This is a genomic window from Paracoccus aerius (assembly GCF_014656455.1).
GTDB classification, from domain to species: domain Bacteria; phylum Pseudomonadota; class Alphaproteobacteria; order Rhodobacterales; family Rhodobacteraceae; genus Paracoccus; species Paracoccus aerius.
The window spans coordinates 246,165-265,281 of the sequence record NZ_BNCL01000004.1; the positions used below are offsets into that span (position 1 = coordinate 246,165).

Annotated in this window: 16 protein-coding genes, 1 tRNA gene and 1 pseudogene; 10 read left to right on the plus strand and 8 right to left on the minus strand. The window is 68.2% G+C overall.

The window, feature by feature from the left end; all coding sequences use genetic code 11:
- Positions 1-14 precede the first annotated feature (14 nt).
- The 3 genes from IE224_RS07225 to IE224_RS07235 all read left to right on the plus strand — a co-directional run bounded on the left by IE224_RS07225 (position 15) and on the right by IE224_RS07235 (position 1,845).
- Positions 15-563: a MerR family transcriptional regulator gene (locus tag IE224_RS07225; protein WP_191309073.1), complete on the plus strand. Its 549-nt coding sequence runs from the start codon at positions 15-17 to the stop codon at positions 561-563.
- A gap of 79 nt (positions 564-642) precedes the next feature.
- Positions 643-720 (plus strand) — tRNA-Pro (locus IE224_RS07230).
- A gap of 57 nt (positions 721-777) precedes the next feature.
- Positions 778-1,845 (plus strand): 2'-deoxycytidine 5'-triphosphate deaminase, encoded by a 1,068-nt coding sequence (locus IE224_RS07235; protein WP_191309075.1) that lies wholly within the window; start codon positions 778-780, stop codon positions 1,843-1,845.
- Positions 1,846-1,897: 52 nt separating this feature from the next.
- Here the strand turns inward: IE224_RS07235 and IE224_RS07240 are convergent, their stop codons facing one another.
- From IE224_RS07240 to argS, 7 genes are all read right to left on the minus strand, one after another.
- Positions 1,898-2,998: a THUMP domain-containing class I SAM-dependent RNA methyltransferase gene (locus tag IE224_RS07240; protein ID WP_191309077.1), complete on the minus strand. Its 1,101-nt coding sequence runs from the start codon at positions 2,996-2,998 to the stop codon at positions 1,898-1,900.
- A 38-nt stretch (positions 2,999-3,036) separates the two neighbouring features.
- On the minus strand, positions 3,037-3,240 hold the full coding sequence (locus tag IE224_RS07245; protein WP_167623058.1) for a hypothetical protein: 204 nt from the start codon (positions 3,238-3,240) through the stop codon (positions 3,037-3,039).
- Between the two features lie 5 nt (positions 3,241-3,245).
- Positions 3,246-3,863 (minus strand): SMC-Scp complex subunit ScpB, encoded by a 618-nt coding sequence (gene scpB / locus IE224_RS07250; protein ID WP_191309199.1) that lies wholly within the window; start codon positions 3,861-3,863, stop codon positions 3,246-3,248.
- A gap of 38 nt (positions 3,864-3,901) precedes the next feature.
- The gene (locus tag IE224_RS07255) at positions 3,902-4,720 is read right to left on the minus strand and encodes a segregation and condensation protein A (RefSeq protein WP_229849283.1); all 819 of its coding nucleotides are present in this window, start codon (positions 4,718-4,720) and stop codon (positions 3,902-3,904) included.
- A gap of 135 nt (positions 4,721-4,855) precedes the next feature.
- Entirely contained in the window at positions 4,856-5,845 is a 990-nt protein-coding gene (gene nagZ, locus IE224_RS07260) for a beta-N-acetylhexosaminidase (protein WP_191309079.1), read from the minus strand.
- On the minus strand, positions 5,845-6,966 hold the full coding sequence (locus IE224_RS07265; RefSeq protein ID WP_229849284.1) for an SPOR domain-containing protein: 1,122 nt from the start codon (positions 6,964-6,966) through the stop codon (positions 5,845-5,847). The genes nagZ and IE224_RS07265 overlap by 1 nt, the downstream gene beginning before the upstream one ends.
- 81 nt (positions 6,967-7,047) lie before the next feature.
- Complete coding sequence (gene argS, locus IE224_RS07270) at positions 7,048-8,790, minus strand: arginine--tRNA ligase (RefSeq protein WP_167623506.1); 1,743 nt, start codon at positions 8,788-8,790, stop codon at positions 7,048-7,050.
- A gap of 273 nt (positions 8,791-9,063) precedes the next feature.
- On the opposite strand from argS, the pseudogene IE224_RS07275 reads away from it, so the two are divergent.
- Both IE224_RS07275 and lnt read left to right on the plus strand, forming a co-directional pair.
- Positions 9,064-10,680 (plus strand): annotated as a pseudogene (locus IE224_RS07275) (DEAD/DEAH box helicase); the annotation flags it as partial.
- Between the two features lie 525 nt (positions 10,681-11,205).
- Complete coding sequence (lnt, locus tag IE224_RS07280; protein ID WP_191309083.1) at positions 11,206-12,669, plus strand: apolipoprotein N-acyltransferase; 1,464 nt, start codon at positions 11,206-11,208, stop codon at positions 12,667-12,669.
- Positions 12,670-12,741: 72 nt separating this feature from the next.
- Here lnt and IE224_RS07285 read toward each other — a convergent pair whose 3' ends face one another.
- Positions 12,742-13,368: a J domain-containing protein gene (locus IE224_RS07285; protein WP_167623063.1), complete on the minus strand. Its 627-nt coding sequence runs from the start codon at positions 13,366-13,368 to the stop codon at positions 12,742-12,744.
- A gap of 69 nt (positions 13,369-13,437) precedes the next feature.
- Between IE224_RS07285 and IE224_RS07290 the strand changes: the two genes are divergently transcribed.
- The 5 genes from IE224_RS07290 (at position 13,438) to IE224_RS07310 (ending at position 19,095) form a co-directional block, all read left to right on the plus strand.
- A complete protein-coding gene (locus IE224_RS07290; RefSeq protein ID WP_167623064.1) occupies positions 13,438-13,689 on the plus strand; it encodes a BolA family protein in 252 nt (83 codons plus the stop codon).
- A 77-nt stretch (positions 13,690-13,766) separates the two neighbouring features.
- Positions 13,767-14,732: a class II fructose-bisphosphatase gene (gene glpX, locus IE224_RS07295; protein ID WP_167623065.1), complete on the plus strand. Its 966-nt coding sequence runs from the start codon at positions 13,767-13,769 to the stop codon at positions 14,730-14,732.
- Positions 14,733-14,796: 64 nt separating this feature from the next.
- Positions 14,797-16,533 carry a single-stranded-DNA-specific exonuclease RecJ gene (gene recJ, locus IE224_RS07300; RefSeq protein WP_191309084.1) on the plus strand — a complete coding sequence of 579 codons (1,737 nt, stop codon included), beginning with the start codon at positions 14,797-14,799 and terminating at the stop codon, positions 16,531-16,533.
- A gap of 61 nt (positions 16,534-16,594) precedes the next feature.
- Complete coding sequence (locus tag IE224_RS07305) at positions 16,595-17,287, plus strand: metal-dependent hydrolase (RefSeq protein ID WP_167623067.1); 693 nt, start codon at positions 16,595-16,597, stop codon at positions 17,285-17,287.
- Positions 17,284-19,095, plus strand: coding sequence for an aminopeptidase P family protein (locus IE224_RS07310; protein WP_191309086.1), 1,812 nt, complete (start codon positions 17,284-17,286; stop codon positions 19,093-19,095). Before IE224_RS07305 ends, IE224_RS07310 begins: the two co-directional genes overlap by 4 nt.
- Positions 19,096-19,117: the final 22 nt, after the last annotated feature.

A 19,117-nucleotide genomic window follows, 5' to 3' on the forward strand; every position in this document is an offset into this window, starting at 1 on the left:
GACCTTCGGGCTGAATGACAAAAGGCGCAGACGCATTCCGGTCGATCGGCGAAGTTGCAAGGCTTCTGGGCGTCGCACCCCATGTGCTGCGCTATTGGGAAACCCAGTTTCCCCTGCTGCGGCCGATGAAGCGGCCCGACGGCAGGCGCTATTACCGCCCCGATGACGTGCGGCTGGCAGCGGGCCTTTGCACCGTTCTGCGGGACGAAGGCCTGACCATCCGGGGGGCGAAGAAGCTTCTGGCCCGCGACCGGGGTGCCGCCGTCCGCGAACGCGGGCTTGCCCGGCTCGAGGGCTTGGCCGAAGATGACATGGCGCCCCTGCCCGATCCCGAAATCTTCGAGGGTTTGGACGACGAGCCCGAGGCAATCGAGCCGCCGCATGGTCCCCGCGCCCGCCATCGCCGCCGCCGTTCCACCGCCGGCAGGTCACCGCAGAACTGGCTGGCCGAGGTGGCTTTGCTGCGGGCGCGGCTGCACGACCTTCATCCGTCGCAGGTGGCGGGACCCCATCATCGGGCCAGCCTGTCGCGGCTCCGCGACGCCCTTGCACGGATTTGCTGACAGCAACGGTTGTAAAGGCGAAGATTTCCGCTTGCCGGCCCTTGTGCAGGGGCTTCGGATCGCTCTATACGGTGCGCGTCGGGCCGTGGCGCAGTCTGGTTAGCGCGTCCGTCTGGGGGGCGGAAGGCCGCGAGTTCGAATCTCGCCGGCCCGACCATTTCGAAAACGCCCATCCCTTTGCGGGGGTGGGCGTTTTCGCATGAAAGGAACCTGCATGAACGGCGTTCTTCCCGACAGCGACATCCGCAGCCTGATCCAGTCCGACAGGATCACGGCGGAGCCGGACATCACCCCGGACCAGATCCAGCCGGCCTCGCTGGACCTTCGGCTGGGCAGCGTTGCCTATCGCCTGCGCGCCAGCTTCCTGGCAGGGCGCGGACAGCGCGTGATGGACCGGCTTCCCGACCTGCAGATGCACCAGATGGACCTGACGAACGGGGCGGTTCTGGAACGCGGCTGCGTTTATCTTGTCCCGTTGATGGAGCGTTTGCGCCTGCCCGCAGGCCTGACGGCCGTGGCGAATGCCAAGTCCTCGACCGGACGGCTGGATCTGCTGACGCGGCTGGTGGCCGATGGCGGCACCGAATTCGACCGGCTGCCCGAAGGCTATGACGGCCCGCTTTATGCCGAAATCTGCCCGCGCAGCTTTTCGGTCCTGGTGCGTCCGGGGATGCGCCTTAACCAGCTTCGGCTGCGGCGGGGTCAGGCGGTCCTGTCGGATGCCGAACTGCGCGACCTGAACGACCGCGAACCGCTGGTGGCCGGTCCGGCGCTGATCGACAGCGGCCTGGGCTTTTCGGTCGACCTGAGGCCCGCCGGCGGCGATCTGGTCGGTTACCGCGCCCGCCCCCACAGCGGGGTGATCGACCTTGACCGGATCGGCGCCTATGACAGCCGCGACTTCTGGGACGAACTGCACACGACCGAGGGTCGGCTGATCCTGGATCCCGGCGCCTTCTATATCCTCGTCAGCCGCGAATCGGTGGCCATCCCGGCAGATTACGCGGCCGAGATGGCCCCCTATCTGGCGATGGTGGGTGAATTTCGCGTCCATTACGCGGGCTTCTTCGACCCCGGCTTCGGCATCGGCGACGCGGGCACCGGCGCCCGCGGCGTGCTAGAGGTGCGATGCCACGAAGCGCCCTTTGTCCTTGAACATGGGCAGGTCGTGGGCCGGCTGGTCTATGAACGGATGGCGGGGCGCCCGGATCGGCTCTACGGCGCGGGGATCAAGTCGAACTACCAGGGGCAGGGCCTGAAGCTCGCCAAGCAGTTCCGCTAGTCCCTTTCACCTTAGCGCAAATATCCCGGGGGATCGGAGGCTGGCCCCCGGCCTACAGCACCCCCGTCCGCCACAGCCGCACCTTCAGCCCGCCATGCGCGACCACCGGCCCCGATTCCAGCGGCAGGCCCGTGGCCTTGGCAAGCGCGCCCTCGCTGGTCACGATCCCCACGCGCCAGCCCCCCAGCCGTTCCTTGAACACCTGCCCCATCGCCGCGTGCAGCCCGAACAGCGGCCCCTTGTTGCCGATCCGGGCGCCATAAGGCGGGTTCACGATCACGATGCCGGGCGAGCAGCCGGGACGTTCCAGATCGCCTATGGCGCGACAATCAAAGCTGGTCAGGGCCGCGACCCCGGCCCGCTGGGCATTGGCCTGGCTCATCCGGATGGCGCTTGCGTCGCGGTCGCTGCCGAAAAAATGCGGGATGGCGGGGCGGGGCGCGGCAGCCCCGCGCATTGCGTCCCAGGCAGCGGGATCGAAACTGGCAAGCTGCTGAAAGCCGAAGCCGCGGCTGCGGCCCGGGGCAAGGCCGGCCGCGATTTCGGCCGCCTCGATCACGAAGGTGCCCGACCCGCACATCGGATCCAGCACGGGCTGGCTGCCGTCGAACCCCATCTCGCGCAGGAACATGGCTGCCATGGTTTCCCGCATGGGGGCCTTGGCGACGGCCTCCTTGTGGCCGCGCTTGTGCAGCGATTCGCCGGTCGTATCCAGGCTGATGGTGACAAGGTCGTCCTCGATCCGCACCTTGATCACCAAGGCCGCGTCGGGTGCCAGGGGCGCGCCCAGTTCCTCGGCAATGGCGCGCTCGATCCGCTGGGTGGCGGCGCCAGCGTGATAGATGCGGCTGGCCTTGCAGGTGGTTTCCACCCGCACCGGCACGTCGCGGCACAGGACATCGGCCCAGGGGAACTTGCGGGCCCGCTTGTCCAGCTGCGCCAGGTGCAGGGCGCGGAACTGGCCCACGCGCGCCAGCACGCGCGTGGCCCCCCGCAGCCACAGGTTCGCACGCCAGACATCCGTCCAGCCGCCGGTGATCGTCACGCCGCCCGGCTGCACGACCGGCTGCCATCCCAGGGCCGCTGCCTCGGCGGCCAGCGGCGCTTCCAGTCCCGGCGTCGCCACCAGGAAGATTTCGAATCTGTCATCCATCCGGCAGCCCTATCCCGGCTGCCCGACAAAGGCGAGGGTCAGCGCCCGATGCGGCGGGTCAGCCGCGCGGCCTGACGGGCGCGCTTGACGGCGGTACGCATGGTCTTGGCCTGCTTGGCCGAAACGGCCGCCGGCTTGCCGCCGGATTTCGCCATCCTGTCGATGCCCTTGTTGATGCCCCAGTTGACGGCGCGCCGGGTGACCATGCGGGTCAGCATGTTGATGATGGAATTAAGGCTCATGGGGTTTAGTCGTCCTTGAGGAAATCGCCAGGGGGCGGGGTTGCGCCGATATCGTCATCGGCCTCTTGCGGCGCAAGGGGCAGGATCATGCCTTCGGCCGGCGGACGCGCTTCCAGCAATCCGGCCGCCCGCAATTCGGCCAGACCAGGCAGATCCCGCGCCGATTCCAGGCCGAAATGGTCCAGGAAGGTTTCCGTGACGACAAAGGTCGCGGGGCGGCCTGGGGTCATCCGGCGGCGGCCGATGCGGACCCATTCCATCTCGATCAATTGATCCAGCGTGCCGCGCGACACGGCCACGCCACGGATCTCCTCGATCTCGGCGCGGGTGACCGGCTGGTGATAGGCGATGATGGCCAGCGTCTCGATCGCGGCGCGCGACAGGCGACGCTGTTCCACCGTTTCGGTCTGCATCAGGAAGGACAGGTCCGGCGCGGTGCGAAAGGCATAACCGTCGCCGATCCGTTCAAGGACCACGCCCCGCCCGGCATAGGACCGGCGCAGGCCGGCCAGGGCCTCGGCCGGGTCGCAGCCCTGGGGCAGCCGGTCGGCCAGGTCGCGCACGGTCAAGGGCCTGGCGGAGGCGAACAGGATCGCCTCGACCATGCGTTCCTGTTCCGCCATCGCGGGCAGCGACGGATCGGGTCGGGGATCGGGCTGGGTCACGGCATGTCCGTTGTCGGGGGCCGGCGGCGAAAGCGGATCGGCGCGAAAGGGTCGGCCTGCCGTATCTCGATCCGGCCCTGGCGCGCAAGCTCGAGCGAGGCGGCAAAGGTCGCGGCCGTGGCCGAGCGGCGGCGCGGGCCGTGGTTGTCCCAGCCCTCGGGCAGGAAATCCGACAGGTTTGTCCAGTCCCCCGCATAGCCGATCAGGCCGCGCATCCGGTCAAGCGCCTGTTCCATCGTGAAGACGTCGCGCCGGTCGAAGGCATAGGGGCGGAACTCCTCGCGCGTTTTCAGCCGGGCATAGGCGCGCATCAGGTCGATCAGTCCGGCCTGCCATTCGGTGCGCCGGGTCCGCGCCACCACCTCGGGCGTGCCGCGGGCAAAGCGGGTGATGCCCAGACGGTCGCGCGCCATCAATTGCGCCGCCGCCCGCCGCATCGCCGCCAGCCGTTCAAGCTGGAAGGCCAGATGCGCGGCCATGTCCTCGGCCGAGGGACCCTCGGCCTGGGGGTCGGGGGGCAGCAGCAGGCGGGATTTCAAAAAGGCCAGCCAAGCCGCCATGACAAGGTAATCGGCGGCCAGTTCAATCCGCAGCGCGCGGGCCTGTTCCACGAAGGCAAGATATTGTTCGGCCAGATCCAGGACCGAGATCGTCATCAGGTCCACCTTCTGCGTCCGCGCCAGCGTCAGCAGCAGGTCCAGCGGGCCTTCGTAGCCGTCCACGTCCACGACCAGCAATTCGTCGGCGCGCCGCTGCGCGACAGTGTCGGCCTCGGGCAGGGGTCTGAGATGGCGGATATCACCGGCGGGGGGCACGGTCGTCCTTTCTGTCAGGGATCGCCAAAGTCGGCCCTGCCCCGGCCCAAGTCAAGAAGGGCCTGCGTTGCCGGGGGCTTTCCGCACCCGACCCTGCGGGACTCCTCCGGAGGATATTTGTTCACAGAAGATCGTTCAGGCGGTGGCGGCCGTCAGGTCGCGCCATTCCGCCATCAGGGCCGCCGGGTCGGTATCCCGGGGGGCGCGGCGTTGGAGCAAGGCTGCGTCAGCCCGGCGCTGCGCGTCCGGCGACATTGCGCCGGCGGCGGCCACGACGGGTTCCATATCGGCAATCGTGCCGTTGCAATGCAGGACCAGGTCGCAGCCTGCGTTGATCGAGGCGGCTGCACGATCGGCCTGGGTTCCGGACAGCGCGTTCATGGTGATGTCGTCGGTCATCAGCAGCCCGTCGAAGCCGATGCGGTCGCGGATCAGGGCGATCATCTTCACGGATGCAGTGGCCGGCGCGTCGTCCAGGGCGGTAAAGCAGATATGCGCGGTCATGCCCATCGGCAGGTCGCGCAGGACCCGGAAGGGGGCGAAGTCCATCGCGTCGAGGTCGTCAAAGCCAGCCGTCACGGTGGGCAGGCCGTGGTGGCTGTCGGCGATGGCGCGGCCGTGGCCCGGCATGTGCTTCATCACCGGCAGCACGCCCGCGGCCAACATTCCGTCGGCGGCAGCCCGGCCAAGTGTCGCGACCGTTGTCGGATCGGATCCCAGGCAGCGGTTGCGCAGGAAGGGATGCGTATCGGCCTGCGCCACGTCCAGCGTGGGCGCGCAGTTGCTGTCGATCCCCACCGCGCGCAATTCCCGGCCGATCAGGTGATAGCGCAGCCACATGGCACGCAGGCCGGCTGCCGCCTGGTCCAGCGGCGCGGGCCATTCGGTCCAGTGCGGGCCACGCAGGCGCTGCACCCGGCCGCCTTCCTGATCGACGGTGATGACCGCCTCGCGGCCTACGGCGTCGCGCAGGGCGTCCGTCAGGCGGCGCAGCTGGTCGGGACTTTCGACATTGCGGCCGAACAGGATGAAGCCCCAGGGATCGGCCGCGCGGAAGAAGTCCCGCTCGGCCGCCGTCAGGTCGGTCCCGGCGATGCCGCCGAGGATCGTGGCATTGGCGGCCATCAGTTCAGGGCAAGGCAGTCGGTGCCCGCCGATTTCAGCGCGGCGCAGAACTGGCGTGCCTCGGACAGCGAATCAAAGCCCGCGACGCGCAGCCGCCAGAAGGTGCGGCCGTTGGACTGGTGCTGCTGGATCACCTGCTGCTTGCCGCCGAAGACGACATGCTTGCCCGACAGCCGGTTCCATTCGCTGGCCGCGATCGCATCGCTGTCGAAGGCACCAAGCTGCACCTGCGGCCCGCTGGCCGAGGCCACCGGCGCACGGGTCGCGGCGGGGGCTTCCGCCGGCCGCGCTTCGGCTGCGACGGGCCGGGCGTCGGTCGCGGTGGTGCCGGCCGAGGCAACGCGGGTGCTGCGCGGACGCGGCGCGGGCCGGGTCGAGGCGGTCAGAACACCGGGATTTGCTTCGGCCTGAGCCTGGACCAGGGCTTCGGTGATGGCGGCCGCCTGGGCCGGCGCACCGTTCTCGTCGGTCAGGGCCTCGTTCACGGGGCCTTCGCTGGCCGGCGCATCGATAATCGAGGCTTCCTGCACCGCGCTGTCGGCCAGGGCCAGACGCTGCGCCTCGGCCTGGGCTTCCGCCAGGGCACGGGCTTCGCTGTCGGACAGGGGCAGGACCGCCTCCCCGTCGAAGCTGAGCGGGGTTTCCGACACGACCGAGGGCTGGCGCGGGGTAGCGCCCAGTTGGCCCATCGCCACGTCCTCGTCCGACAGGCCGACCGGCGCGGGCGCGATGGCCACCTGCTGCGTCGGCTGGTGGTCCACACCCTCGGCCACGGTATTGACCGCGTAGCCGGTATAGTTCGTCAACTCCCCGCCGGGCTCGGCGGGCGCGGTGCGCGCGTCGCCGGTGATGGCGCGGATCACCGGCACGCCCGACACGTCGCGCGACACCAGTTGCCAGCCCCAGACCATCAGCCCCACCATCAGCGCAACCGAGGCGACCGCGCCCAGGTAATGCGTCACCCGCGCAAATCGGGCGGTCAGGCCGTCATTGCCAGGGGCGTCCGCGGCGGGACGGCCCGCACCCCTCTGCGGCTGGTCGTCCCAGCCACCCTGGTCATAGGAAAACTCTCGCTTCACCTTGTGACGCGAGAACACATAGCCGCCTTCGCGAAAATCCATCACTGCCATAGCCTGCCTGCCTGCCGGTTGATCCGACCTGAACTTTGCTGCCCGTTCCGCCCGGCAGGGTCGCCTTGTAACTCAGCGCATTTCCTTTGCCGGCGTGACCCCAAGGATAGCGAGACCACATGAAATAACAACGCCAACTGCACGCACCAACGCGATTTTTGCTTGCGACGTGTCCGGATTGCCATCCTGCACGAAACGCAGGGACGTATCGTCGTTGCCGCGATTCCACAGCGAATGCAGATCCGAGGCAATGTCATAAAGGAAAAATGCGATCCGGTGCGGTTCGTGGGCGCGCGCGGCATGTTCGACAAGGCGCGGCCATTCGGCAACTTTCCGCGCCAGATCCAGCTCGGCCGGGTGGGACAACTGGGCAAGATCGGCACCCGCCAAGGCCGAATCACCGACGTCAATGCCCGAATCAGTTGCACGGCGCAGCACCGAATGGACCCGCGCGCTGGCATACTGGACATACCAGACCGGGTTGTCCTTGGACTGTTCCAGCACCTTGGCAAAGTCGAAATCAAGCGCGGCGTCGTTCTTGCGCGTCAGCATGATGAAGCGGGTGACATCCGCGCCCGCTTCCTCGACCACGTCGCGCAGGGTGACAAAGGTGCCCGCGCGCTTGGACATCTTGAAGGGCTCGCCGTTCTTGAACAGCTTGACCAGCTGGATCAGCTTGATGTCCAGGGGCACCCGCCCGTTCGACAAGGCCGCGACCGCCGCGTTCATGCGCTTGACATAGCCGCCGTGATCCGCGCCGAAGACGTCGATCAACTGGTCGAAACCCCGGTCGATCTTGGACCAGTGATAGGCAATGTCGGGCGCGAAATAGGTCCAGGCACCGTCGGACTTCTGGATCGGGCGGTCGACGTCGTCGCCATGCGCGGTGGACCGGAACAGCAGTTGTTCGCGCTCCTCCCAATCCTCGGGCAGCTTGCCCTTTGGCGGCTCCAGCACGCCACGATAGATCAGGTCCAGCGACCGCAGGCGTTCGATCGCGGCTTCGATCTGGCCGGTGCCATACAGCGCCTTTTCGCTGGAATAGACATCCATGCGCACGCCAAGGGCCGCCAGATCATCGCGGATCATGGCCATCATGGCGTCAGTGGCGAAATCGCGCACCTCGGCCAGCCAGTCGGCTTCGGGCTTTTCCAGCAGGCTGGCGCCGTATTTCTGCTTCAGCGCCTCGCCCACCGGGATCAGGTAGTCGCCGGGATAAAGCCCCTCGCGGATCTCGGGTTCAAGCCCGTTGGCCTCGCGGTAACGCTCATAGGCAGAGCGGGCAAGCACATCGACCTGCGCGCCGCCGTCGTTGATGTAGTATTCGCGCGTCACGTCATGGCCGGAAAAGGCCAGCAGGTTCGCCAGCGCGTCGCCGAACACCGCGCCGCGCACATGGCCCACATGCATCGGCCCGGTCGGGTTGGCGCTGACGAATTCGACGTTGACCTTCTGGCCCGCGCCGATGTCGGAGCGGCCGAAATCCTCGCCTTCGCGCAATGCGGCAGCGACCACGCCCTGCCAGACGGCAGGCGACAGGCGCAGGTTCAGAAAGCCCGGTCCCGCGACCTCGGCCGCCGCGATGCGCGGGTCGGTCAGGCGGGCGGCCAGCTTGTCTGCGATCTCGCGCGGCTTCATCCCGGCGGGCTTGGCCAGCACCATCGCGGCATTGGTGGCCATGTCGCCATGGGCCGGATCGCGCGGCGGCTCGACCGCGACATTGGCGAAATCCAGCCCTGGGGGCAGCTCGCCCGCCTGCGTCATTTGCTCCAACGCGGCAAGAACGACGCCGCGCAGATCGGTGAATAGGTTCATCATCGCTTTCCTGACTGTCGCCTGCCGGTTACCGCCTGGGGCGGGGCCTGGTCAACACAAAGCCCGAAAAGCGGCATTTTTCGCAAGGTTTCCGGGCCTAAACATTGACGTGGCGGTCCACTTGGCTTATCTCGCGGCAGTCCGCATCCGGCGGGCCAACTGAAGGGGCGTGCGAGTCTTGCGTCCCATTGCAGGCCGCAGCAGCCGTTCGGGCGACGCGGCGATGGAACGCGACCTGCCGCCATCCGGCGCGCAAGCCTTGGAAAGCCCCCAATGACGAAGTTCTCTGATCTCAAGCTTGACCCCAATGTGCTGAAAGCCATTGCCGAGGCCGGCTATGACGCGCCCACCCCGATCCAGGCGGGCGCCATTCCTCCGGCCCTGGATGGCCGCGACGTTTTGGGGATCGCGCAGACCGGCACCGGAAAGACCGCCAGCTTCACGCTGCCCATGATCACGCTGCTGGGCCGCGGCCGCGCCCGCGCCCGGATGCCGCGCAGCCTGGTCCTGTGCCCGACCCGCGAACTGGCCGCCCAGGTTGCCGAGAACTTCGACACCTATGCCAAGCATACCAAGCTGACCAAGGCGCTGCTGATCGGCGGCGTCAGCTTTGGCGAACAGGACAAGCTGATCGACCGGGGCGTGGACGTGCTGATCGCGACGCCCGGACGCCTGCTGGACCATTTCGAACGCGGCAAGCTGCTGCTGACCGGCGTGCAGATCATGGTCGTGGACGAGGCCGACCGGATGCTCGACATGGGCTTCATCCCGGATATCGAGCGGATCTTCCAGCTGACCCCCTTCACCCGCCAGACGCTGTTCTTCAGCGCCACCATGGCCCCCGAGATCGAGCGGATCACCAACACCTTCCTGCACGCCCCCGAGCGGATCGAGGTCGCGCGCCAGGCCACCACAAGCGAAACCATCACCCAGAAGCTGGTGGAACTGGTCCCCTCGCGCCGCGACATGGCGGCCAAGCAGAAGCGCGACCTGCTGCGCGCCCTGATCGACGCCGAAGGTCCCGAAACCGAAGGCGGCGGGCTGAAGAACGCCATCATCTTCTGCAACCGCAAGACAGACGTGGACATCGTTGCAAAGTCGCTGGCCAAGCACGGCTATGACGCGGCGCCGATCCACGGCGACCTGGACCAGAGCCACCGCACCCGCACGCTGGAAAGCTTCCGCGAAGGCAAGCTCAAGTTCCTGATCGCCTCGGACGTGGCGGCGCGTGGCCTGGATATCCCGGCCGTCAGCCATGTCTTCAACTATGACCTGCCCAGCCATGCCGAGGATTACGTCCACCGCATCGGTCGCACCGGCCGCGCCGGCCGCCTGGGCAGCGCCTTCAGCATCTCTACCCCATCGGATGAAAAATACTTGGCCGCAATCGAGAACCTCGTGAAGCAGACCCTGCCGCGCGCCCCCCTGCCCGAGGGTTTCACCCTGGCCGAAGGCGACCGCAACGGCGGCCGTGACGACCGCCGCAACGGCCGCGACAAGGGCCGTGGGCGCGACAAGGGCCGTGGCCGTGACGACGAACGGCGCAGCCCGCGCGAAGACAGGGCCGAAGCCCCGCGCGAGGAAGCGCGCCGCGAACCCGTGCACGAGGAACGGCACGACGAGCGTGTGGCCGAACGTGCCCTCCGCGAGGACCGGCGTGAAGATCGGCGCGAGGATCGCAGGGATGATCGGCGCGACGACCGCCGCGACCAGTCGCGCGACCGTCGCAACCGCCGCGACGGCGACCGCGGCCCGGCCGTGATGGGCATGGGCGATCATGTGCCGGAATTCATGCTGGTCGAACTGCGCCGCGCGCTTGCCTCGACCTCGCAGGAAAGCGACGACCGGCCCCGCAAGGCGCCCGAACCCGCGCGCGAACCTGCCGAGGCGCAGACCGAAAAGCCCCGCCGCGGCCGCAATCGCCGCAAGAAGGCCGATGCGCTCGCCCTGCCCGAGGCGCTCGAGGTTGAAGGGTCCGCCGATGCCGCGGCGCCGCTGCCGGCCGAGGCAACCATGACGCAGGACGCCGCCGTTGGGGAAACCGCTGCCCCGGTGGCCGAGACGGTGGCACAGCCTGTCGCCGAAGCCCCCGCCCCTGTTCCCGCCAATGCTCCCGCCCCTGTGGCCGAGGAAGCGCCGAAGCCCAAGCGGACCCGCCGCAAGAAGGCAGAAGCCACCGAAGCCCAGGCCGAGGCGCCTGCCGAAGCGGCCGAAACCGCGCCGCAGCCTGCTGAAAAGCCCAAGCGAACCCGCCGCAAGAAGGCCGAGCCTGCTGCGGACGCCCCGGCCGAAGCCCAGGCGGCCGAAGCCGAAGCCGCGCCAAAGCCCAAGCGCACCCGCCGCAAGAAGACCGACGAAGCAGCAGCACCGACGGCCCCCGCCGACAGCGCCGACGCCGAGGCCTGATCCAGGCCCATGTCCCGCCGTCCGCCCCTGCGGCAGATTGGGATCCCGCTGGCGCTTGGCCTGATCGCTGCGCTTGGCCTGGCCCCTTTCGGGCTGTGGCCTGCAACGCCCCTGGCGCTTGCGGTCCTGCTGCGGCAGGTCGCATCCGGCAGGACGGTCTTCTGGCCGATGCTGGCCGCGGGCTTCGGCTGGTTCGCCCTGTCGATGTCCTGGATCGTCGAGCCTTTCCTGGTCGAGCCCGAGATCTATGGCTGGATGGCTCCCTTTGCCCTTGTGCTGCTGGCCCTGGGCGGGGCCTTGTTCTGGGCCATGCCCGCCAGCCTCGCCGCGCGCCTTGCGCCTGCGGGCGGGCGCCGCGCCCTGGCCATCGGCGCAGCCTTGGTGCTGTCCGACTGGCTGCGAGGCTGGATCTTCACCGGCCTTCCCTGGGCGCTGATCGGTCATGCCTGGATCGACACGCCGCTTGCCCAGATCTCGGCCTGGACCGGGGCCATCGGCCTCAGCCTGGTGACGATGACGCTGGCGACGCTGCTGGCAGTTTTTCGCCCGCTGCCCGGCATCGTTGCCGCGCTGGCTGTGTTGGGCGGCCTGTGGGCAGGCGGCGCAGCGCGCCTGGCCCAGCCGCTGCCCCCGGATGCCGATACCATCCTGCGCATCGTCCAGCCAAATGCCCAGCAGGATCTAAAATGGGATCCGGAATGGGCCGCGGTGTTCTATCAGCGCCTGCTGGATCTTTCGGCTGCGCCGGGACGCCGCGACCTGGTGATCTGGCCGGAAACGGCGGTGAACTTCCTGCTGAACGATGCCGATCCGGTCCTGCCTGCGATGTCGCAGGCGGCGGGCGCACCCCTGGTAATGGGCATCCAGCGGCGCGACGGCAGCCGGTTCTTCAACAGCCTTGCGACGCTGAACACGGACGCCACCGTCGGCGCGGTCTATGACAAGTTCCACCTGGTGCCCTTTGGTGAATACATCCCATGGGGCGACGCCCTGGCGCGGGTTGGCATCACGGCCTTCGCCGCGCAGCAGGGCAACGGCTATTCCGCAGGCGCAGGTCCGGCGATCATGTCCGCGCCCGGCATTCCCGATTTCCAGCCGCTGATCTGCTATGAGGCGATCTTTCCCCAGCACCTGCGCGGGCTGGACGGCCGCCCTTCATGGCTGCTGCAGGCCACCAACGATGCCTGGTTCGGCCAGTTTTCGGGGCCCTACCAGCACCTCGCCCAGGCCCGGCTGCGCGCCATCGAATCCGGCCTGCCGCTGATCCGCGCCGCCAATACCGGCGTCAGCGCGGTCATCGACCCGCACGGTCATGTCCGCCAGTCGTTGGGCTTGGGGGTCGAAGGCAAGATCGACGCGGCCCTGCCCGCCGCCCTGCCCGAGACCGTCTGGATGAAATGGGGCGACACCCCCGTCGTCTTGCTCGCGCTGCTCGCGCTCGCCGCGGCCCTTCTTGTCCGCAAGCGTTCCTGAACGCGTCTTCTTCACGCAAATATCCGCGAGGGAATCCCCGCCAGGGGACGGGGGCGGCAGCCCCCTGCCCGCTCAGTCCTTGATGAAACGGCTGTCCTTGACCTGGTCCCAGGCCCAGACCACCTCGGCAAGGCGATCCTCGTCCGACCGGTCGCCGCCATTCATGTCGGGATGCAGATCCTTGACCAGCGACTTGTACTGCTTGCGGATCTCGGCCCGGGTCCAGCTGTCCTTGGCCTCGAGGATGTCCAGGGCCTTGCGCTCGGTGGGCGGGAGCTTGCGGCTGGCCTTGGCCCGGGCCTCGGGGGCGGTGCCATTGGCGCCCAGGATCTCCAGCGGGTCGCTGACGCCGTGGCGCGCCCATTTGTCCTCGGCTGCGGCGCGGCCAAAGGGCTTGGTCGGGCGTTCCCAGACGGTCGCGTTGTCGATGAACTGCTGGAACTCTTCCTCGGACTGGCCCTGGAAGTAATTCCAGTTCGCGTTGTATTCGCGAACGTGTTCCTTGCAGAACCAGAAATAGTCATCGAGGTTGCGCGGGTTCTTGGGCGCGCGATACTGGCCCGGCTCGTTGCAGCCCTGCTTTTCGCAGACGCGGGTCGAGGTCTCGAAGGCGCCGGACATGCCGCGACGGCCCTTGTTCTTGCGCTTCTTGTCCTTCGCGGCCGAAATGTCGAAGCCGAACGGGTCGTTACTGCTCATCCTGGGGCACCTTTGCGACTCGGAGGCGGCAGTTTAGAGGTTCTGACGCGACATGAAAGGTCTTGACGAATGATTGCCGACGAAATGCGCCAAAGGCTGGCCGCGCTCAATCCCAGCCGGATCGAGGTCATCGACGAAAGCGAAAGCCATCGTGGCCATGGGGGCTATCGAGATGGCGGCCAGAGCCATTTCCGCATCCGCATGGCCAGCCCCGCCTTCACCGGCCTGGGCAGGGTCGAGCGCCACCGGCTGGTCCACAAAACGCTGGGCGACATCGTGCCGCGCATCCACGCCCTGGCGCTTGATCTGGCCGAAGCCTAGGCGTTAGCGCCGTCAGGCTTGCCGCCGCCCTGGGGGGCGCGTAAGACCGGCGCGACCTGCGTCAAAAAGGGATGGACATGACCGCGCCCAAGGATTTCAACGACAGGATGCTTTCGCTGGGCTTGGCCCGCGTCAGCGAGGCGGCAGCCCATGCCTCGGCCCGGCTGATCGGGCGCGGCGACGAGAAGGCCGCGGATCAGGCCGCCGTCAACGCGATGCGCGATCAGCTGAACATGCTGGACATCAAGGGCGTGGTCGTCATCGGAGAAGGCGAACGCGACGAAGCCCCGATGCTCTATATCGGCGAGGAAGTCGGCACCGGCGACGGCCCCGAGGTGGATATCGCGCTGGACCCGCTGGAAGGCACGACCCTGACGGCCAAGGACATGCCCAACGCCCTTACCGTGATCGCCATGGCCCCGCGCGGCACGCTGCTGCACGCGCCCGACGTCTATATGGAGAAGCTGGCCATCGGGCCGGGCTATCCGACCGACGTGGTCAGCCTTGACATGACCCCCTCTGAACGCGTGCGTGCCCTGGCGCGCGCGCGCGGTGTCGAGGACAGCGACATCACCGTCTGCATCCTGGAACGCCCCCGCCACGAGGATCTGGTGGCCGAAGTCCGGTCGACCGGCGCGGCGATCCGGCTGATCACCGATGGCGACGTGGCCGGGGTGATCCACTGCGCCGAGGCCGAACTGACCGGCATCGACATGTACATGGGATCAGGCGGGGCGCCTGAAGGGGTGCTTGCGGCATCCGCGTTGAAATGCATGGGCGGGCAGATGTGGGGCAAGCTGCTGTTCCGCAATGACGATGAACGCGGCCGCGCGCGCAAGGCGGGCATCACCGACCTTGACCGCATCTATGCGCGCGACGAACTCGTGACCGGCGACGTGATCTTCGCGGCGACAGGCGTCACCAACGGATCGATCGTGGCTGGCGTGAAGCGCGAGCCGCACTATCTTCAGACCGAGACGATCCTGATGCGGTCGAAGACCGGTTCGCTTCGCCGGATGATCTATCGCAACCCGATCAAGTAAGGGGCTTCGCCCCCGTTCCTGCGGAACTCCCCCAGGATATTTGGATGAAGAAGAAGGTGCTGCCGTGACGTTCCTGGGAATCGAGCAATCGCTGACGAATCGGCGGTGGGTCGGCCCGGACGGCGCGGCAGACCGCGCGGCCGAAGGCCTTGCCCAACGCACCGGGCTGCCCCTGGCCGTCGCGCGCGTCCTGGCCGAACGGGGGGTCGAGGCGGATGGCGCCGAGGGCTTCCTGACGCCCCGGCTTCGCGACCTGCTGCCCGATCCCTTGTCGCTGCGGGACATGGAGGTGGCCGCCGACCGGCTGGTCGCGGCGGCAACCAGCGGCGAACGGATTGCGGTCTTTGCCGATTACGACGTGGATGGCGGCGCTTCCGCCGCGCTGCTGCTGGACTGGCTGCGGACCCAGGGCCGGGACGCCACGCTGTATATTCCCGACCGCATCGACGAAGGCTATGGCCCGAACGCCCCGGCGATGGCTGCGCTTGCACGCGACCACGACCTGATCGTCTGCGTCGATTGCGGCACGCTGAGCCATGACGCCCTGGCCGCCGCCTCAGGCACCGACATCATCGTTCTGGACCATCACCTCGGCGGGGAAACCCTGTCCCCCGCGCTTGCGGTGGTGAACCCCAACCGTGCGGACGAAGACGGGACGCTGGGCCATCTTTGCGCGGCTGGCGTGGTCTTCCTGACCCTGGTCCAGGCGGGCCGGGTTCTGCGCGCCAAGGGCTTGCCCGAGCCTGACCTGATGGCGATGCTGGATCTGGTGGCGCTTGCGACGGTGGCCGATGTCGCGCCCCTGGTCGGCGTCAACCGCGCCTTTGTGCGGCAGGGGCTGGCGATCATGTCGCGCCGCCGTCGTCCCGGCCTTGTGGCGCTGTCCGATGTGGCGCGCCTCGACGGTCCGCCGGGCGCGTTCCACCTGGGCTTCCTGCTGGGTCCGCGGATCAATGCCGGCGGTCGTGTTGGTCGCGCCGATCTGGGCGCGCTGTGCCTGTCCTGCCGCGACCCGCGAGAGGCGGGGCGTCTGGCGGCCGAACTGGACGGGCTTAACCGCGACCGGCGCGCCATCGAGGCCGCCGTCCGTGACGAGGCACTGGCACAGGTCGAGGCGCGGGGCGATGCCCGCCTGTCCTGGGCCGCTGGTCCCGGCTGGCATCCCGGCGTCGTGGGCATCGTCGCCGCCCGGGTGAAGGAGGCCACCGACCTGCCCTCGGTCGTGATCGGGGTGGAAGGCGGCATCGGCAAGGGCAGCGCCCGGTCGGTCCCGGGCGTAGACTTGGGCCGCGCGATCCACCGGCTGGCCGAGGAAGGCCTGCTGCTCAAGGGCGGCGGGCATATGATGGCCGCGGGCCTGACCGTGGCCGAGGAGATGATCCCCGCCGCCATGGCCCGCCTTGCCGACCTGATCCAGAAGGATCTTGTCCAGCGGACCGGGGCGCGCGACCTGCGCATCTCGGGCCTGATGGAATGCGTGGGCGCGACCCCGCAGATCTATCGCCAGTTGGAAGACGCAGGCCCCTACGGCCAGGCGGCCCCTGCGCCGCGCTTTGCCTTCGCCGACCAGTTGATCGACAGCGCCAGCACCATGGGCGACAGCCACCTGCGCCTGTCCTTCCGCAGCGCGGGCGGCCCGGCCCTGGAAGCCGTGGCCTGGGGCGCGATGACCGGCCCGCTGGGGCCGGCGCTGATCGGCGCGCGGGGCCGGCGGTTTCATCTGGCGGGCAAGCTGGATCTGTCCACCTGGGGCGGGCGCGAAAGGCTGCGCCTGCGCCTGGAAGACGCGGCGCCCGTCTGACCTGTCTGGTCACCGCCCGGCACCGCCGCTAACCTGCCCGGGACACTGGCAGGAGAACGCGATGAAACTGACCTGGCTTGGACATTCCGGCTTTCGCCTGGAAATCGAGGATGCCGTCATCCTGATCGACCCCTGGCTGTCCGGCAATCCCGTCTTCCCCGAGGATCGACGCGGCGACGCCATCGGGGGCGCGACCCATATCCTTCTGACGCACGGCCACGGCGATCATTCCGGCGACACGCTGGCCATCGCCAAGGAACTGAAAATCCCCGTCGCGGGCATCTATGACCTGATCAACAGTTGGTCGACCCACCAGGACATCAACGGCATCGGCTTCAACAAGGGCGGCACGGTCGACCTGGGCGGGGCCAAGGTCACGATGGTGAATGCGTCCCATTCCAGTTCGCTCGACGGGGCGGATGGTCCGATCTATGCAGGCCATGAATCGGGCTACATGATCGCGGGCGAGGGCCATGTGATCTATGTCTCGGGCGATACCGACATCATGGCCGACATGGCCTGGATGGGCGAATACCACCAGCCCGACATCGGCATCCTGTGCGCGGGCGGGCATTTTACCATGGACATGAAACGCGCGGCCTGGGCGGCCCGCAAGTATTTCGACTTCAAGACGGTCATCCCCTGCCACTACAAGACCTTCCCCCTGCTGGAACAGTCGGCCCAGGCCCTGATCGACGGCCTGCCCGGCGTGCAGGTGATCGAGCCCCAGGTGATGAAGGCAATCGAGCTGTGAGCTTTCAGTCCTTTGAAGACCCGGCAGTTGCGGCCGATCATCCCGCGCGTCTGGCGCAACTGCGCGCGCGGCTTGCGGCGGATGAGCTGGACGGCTTCATCGTGCCCCGCGCCGATGTCCATCAGGGCGAATACGTGGCCGATGCGGATGCTCGGCTGGCCTGGCTGACGGGCTTCACCGGCAGCGCGGGCTTTGCCATCGTGACCCCCGACCGGGCAGGCGTGTTCATCGACGGGCGCTATCGCGTGCAGGTCAAGGCGCAGGTGGACCCCCACCACTTCACGCCGGTGCCCTGGCCCGAGACCCGGCCCTCGGACTGGCTGCGCGAGGCCTTGCCCGCGGGCGGACGCCTGGGCTTCGACCCCTGGCTGCACACGCGCCAGGAAATAGAGACTCTGGAAAAGGCGCTGTCAGACAGCGGCATCGGGCTGATCGCAGTGGACCGCAACCCGGTGGATGTGGTCTGGGCCGACCGCCCCGCCCCACCCGTCGGCCGGGCACGCCCACATGACGACACGGTAGCGGGCGAGACCTCCGCCGAAAAGCGCGCCCGCCTGGCCGCGCAACTGCGCGAGGACGGTCAGGCCGCCGCCCTGCTGACCCTGCCCGACTCGATCTCGTGGCTGCTCAACATCCGGGGCAGCGACGTTCCCAAGAACCCGATCGTGCAGTCCTTCGCGGTCCTGTCTGACGACGGCCACCTGGCCCTGTTCGCCGATCCCGCCAAGTTCGACGACGATCTGCGCGCGCATCTGGGCAACCAGGTCGCGATCCTGCACCCCGAGGGACTGGCCCCCGCGCTTCTGGATCTGGAAGGCCCCGTCCGCATCGATCCCGCCTCGGCCCCCGAGGCCGCCTTCCGCCTGCTGGAAAGCGCCAACACGCAGATCGCCCGTGCGCCCGACCCGGCCATCAACCCCAAGGCCCGCAAGAACCCGGCCGAACTGGATGGGATGCGCGCGGCCCATCTGCGCGACGGTGTGGCCATGGTGCGGCTGCTGGCCTGGCTGGATTCCCAGGATCCAGCCACCCTGACCGAGATCGACGTGGTCGAGAAGCTGGAGACCCTTCGCCGCGAGGCGGGTGTAACAGACATCAGCTTCGACACGATCTGCGGCGCCGGGCCGAACGCCGCGCTGCCCCATTATCGCGTCACCCGCGCCACCAACCGCCGCCTGGCGGCGGGCGAGGTGCTGCTGGTCGATTCCGGTGGGCAATACCCGGACGGCACCACCGACATCACCCGCACCTTGCCCCTGGGCGATCCGTCGCCCGATGTCGTGGCCCCCTATACGGCCGTCTTGCGCGGCATGATCGCGATCAGCCGGGCGCGCTTTCCGCAAGGGGTGGCTGGCGGCCATATCGACGCCTTGGCGCGCCAGTTCCTCTGGTCGCAGGGTATGGATTACGACCACGGCACCGGCCACGGCGTCGGGGCGGCGCTTTGTGTCCATGAAGGCCCGGTCCGGATCAGCCGCGTCAGCACCTTGCCGCTGGACGCCGGCATGATCCTGTCCAACGAACCGGGCTACTACCGCGAAGGCGCGTTCGGCATCCGCATCGAGAACCTGATCGTGGTGTCACCGGTCGAAGCCGAACCCGGCCGCACCATGATGGGCTTCGAAACGCTGACCCTTTGCCCCATCGACACCCGCCTGATCGACCCGGGGGCAATGTCGCGCGACGAAATCGCCTGGCTCGACACCTATCACGCAAGGGTGCGCGACGTGCTGTCGCCGCATCTGGACCACGACGCCCGCCATTGGCTGCACGGGGCCACGCAGCCGCTTGGTTCATCTTCTGTGTGAAAACATTCTCGGGGGGTCCGGG

What these genes read in the sequence shown, in the direction of transcription:
- IE224_RS07305 (WP_167623067.1), top strand. Translation starts at nt 16,595, where the DNA reads ATGAAACTGACCTGGCTTGGACATTCCGGCTTTCGCCTGGAAATCGAG.
- nagZ (WP_191309079.1), bottom strand. Translation starts at nt 5,845, where the DNA reads ATGGCCGCCAATGCCACGATCCTCGGCGGCATCGCCGGGACCGACCTG.
- IE224_RS07240 (WP_191309077.1), bottom strand. Translation starts at nt 2,998, where the DNA reads ATGGATGACAGATTCGAAATCTTCCTGGTGGCGACGCCGGGACTGGAA.
- IE224_RS07225 (WP_191309073.1), top strand. Translation starts at nt 15, where the DNA reads ATGACAAAAGGCGCAGACGCATTCCGGTCGATCGGCGAAGTTGCAAGG.
- argS (WP_167623506.1), bottom strand. Translation starts at nt 8,790, where the DNA reads ATGAACCTATTCACCGATCTGCGCGGCGTCGTTCTTGCCGCGTTGGAG.
- IE224_RS07265 (WP_229849284.1), bottom strand. Translation starts at nt 6,966, where the DNA reads ATGGATTTTCGCGAAGGCGGCTATGTGTTCTCGCGTCACAAGGTGAAG.
- IE224_RS07245 (WP_167623058.1), bottom strand. Translation starts at nt 3,240, where the DNA reads ATGAGCCTTAATTCCATCATCAACATGCTGACCCGCATGGTCACCCGG.
- IE224_RS07235 (WP_191309075.1), top strand. Translation starts at nt 778, where the DNA reads ATGAACGGCGTTCTTCCCGACAGCGACATCCGCAGCCTGATCCAGTCC.
- glpX (WP_167623065.1), top strand. Translation starts at nt 13,767, where the DNA reads ATGACCGCGCCCAAGGATTTCAACGACAGGATGCTTTCGCTGGGCTTG.
- IE224_RS07290 (WP_167623064.1), top strand. Translation starts at nt 13,438, where the DNA reads ATGATTGCCGACGAAATGCGCCAAAGGCTGGCCGCGCTCAATCCCAGC.
- lnt (WP_191309083.1), top strand. Translation starts at nt 11,206, where the DNA reads ATGTCCCGCCGTCCGCCCCTGCGGCAGATTGGGATCCCGCTGGCGCTT.
- IE224_RS07285 (WP_167623063.1), bottom strand. Translation starts at nt 13,368, where the DNA reads ATGAGCAGTAACGACCCGTTCGGCTTCGACATTTCGGCCGCGAAGGAC.
- scpB (WP_191309199.1), bottom strand. Translation starts at nt 3,863, where the DNA reads ATGGCGGAACAGGAACGCATGGTCGAGGCGATCCTGTTCGCCTCCGCC.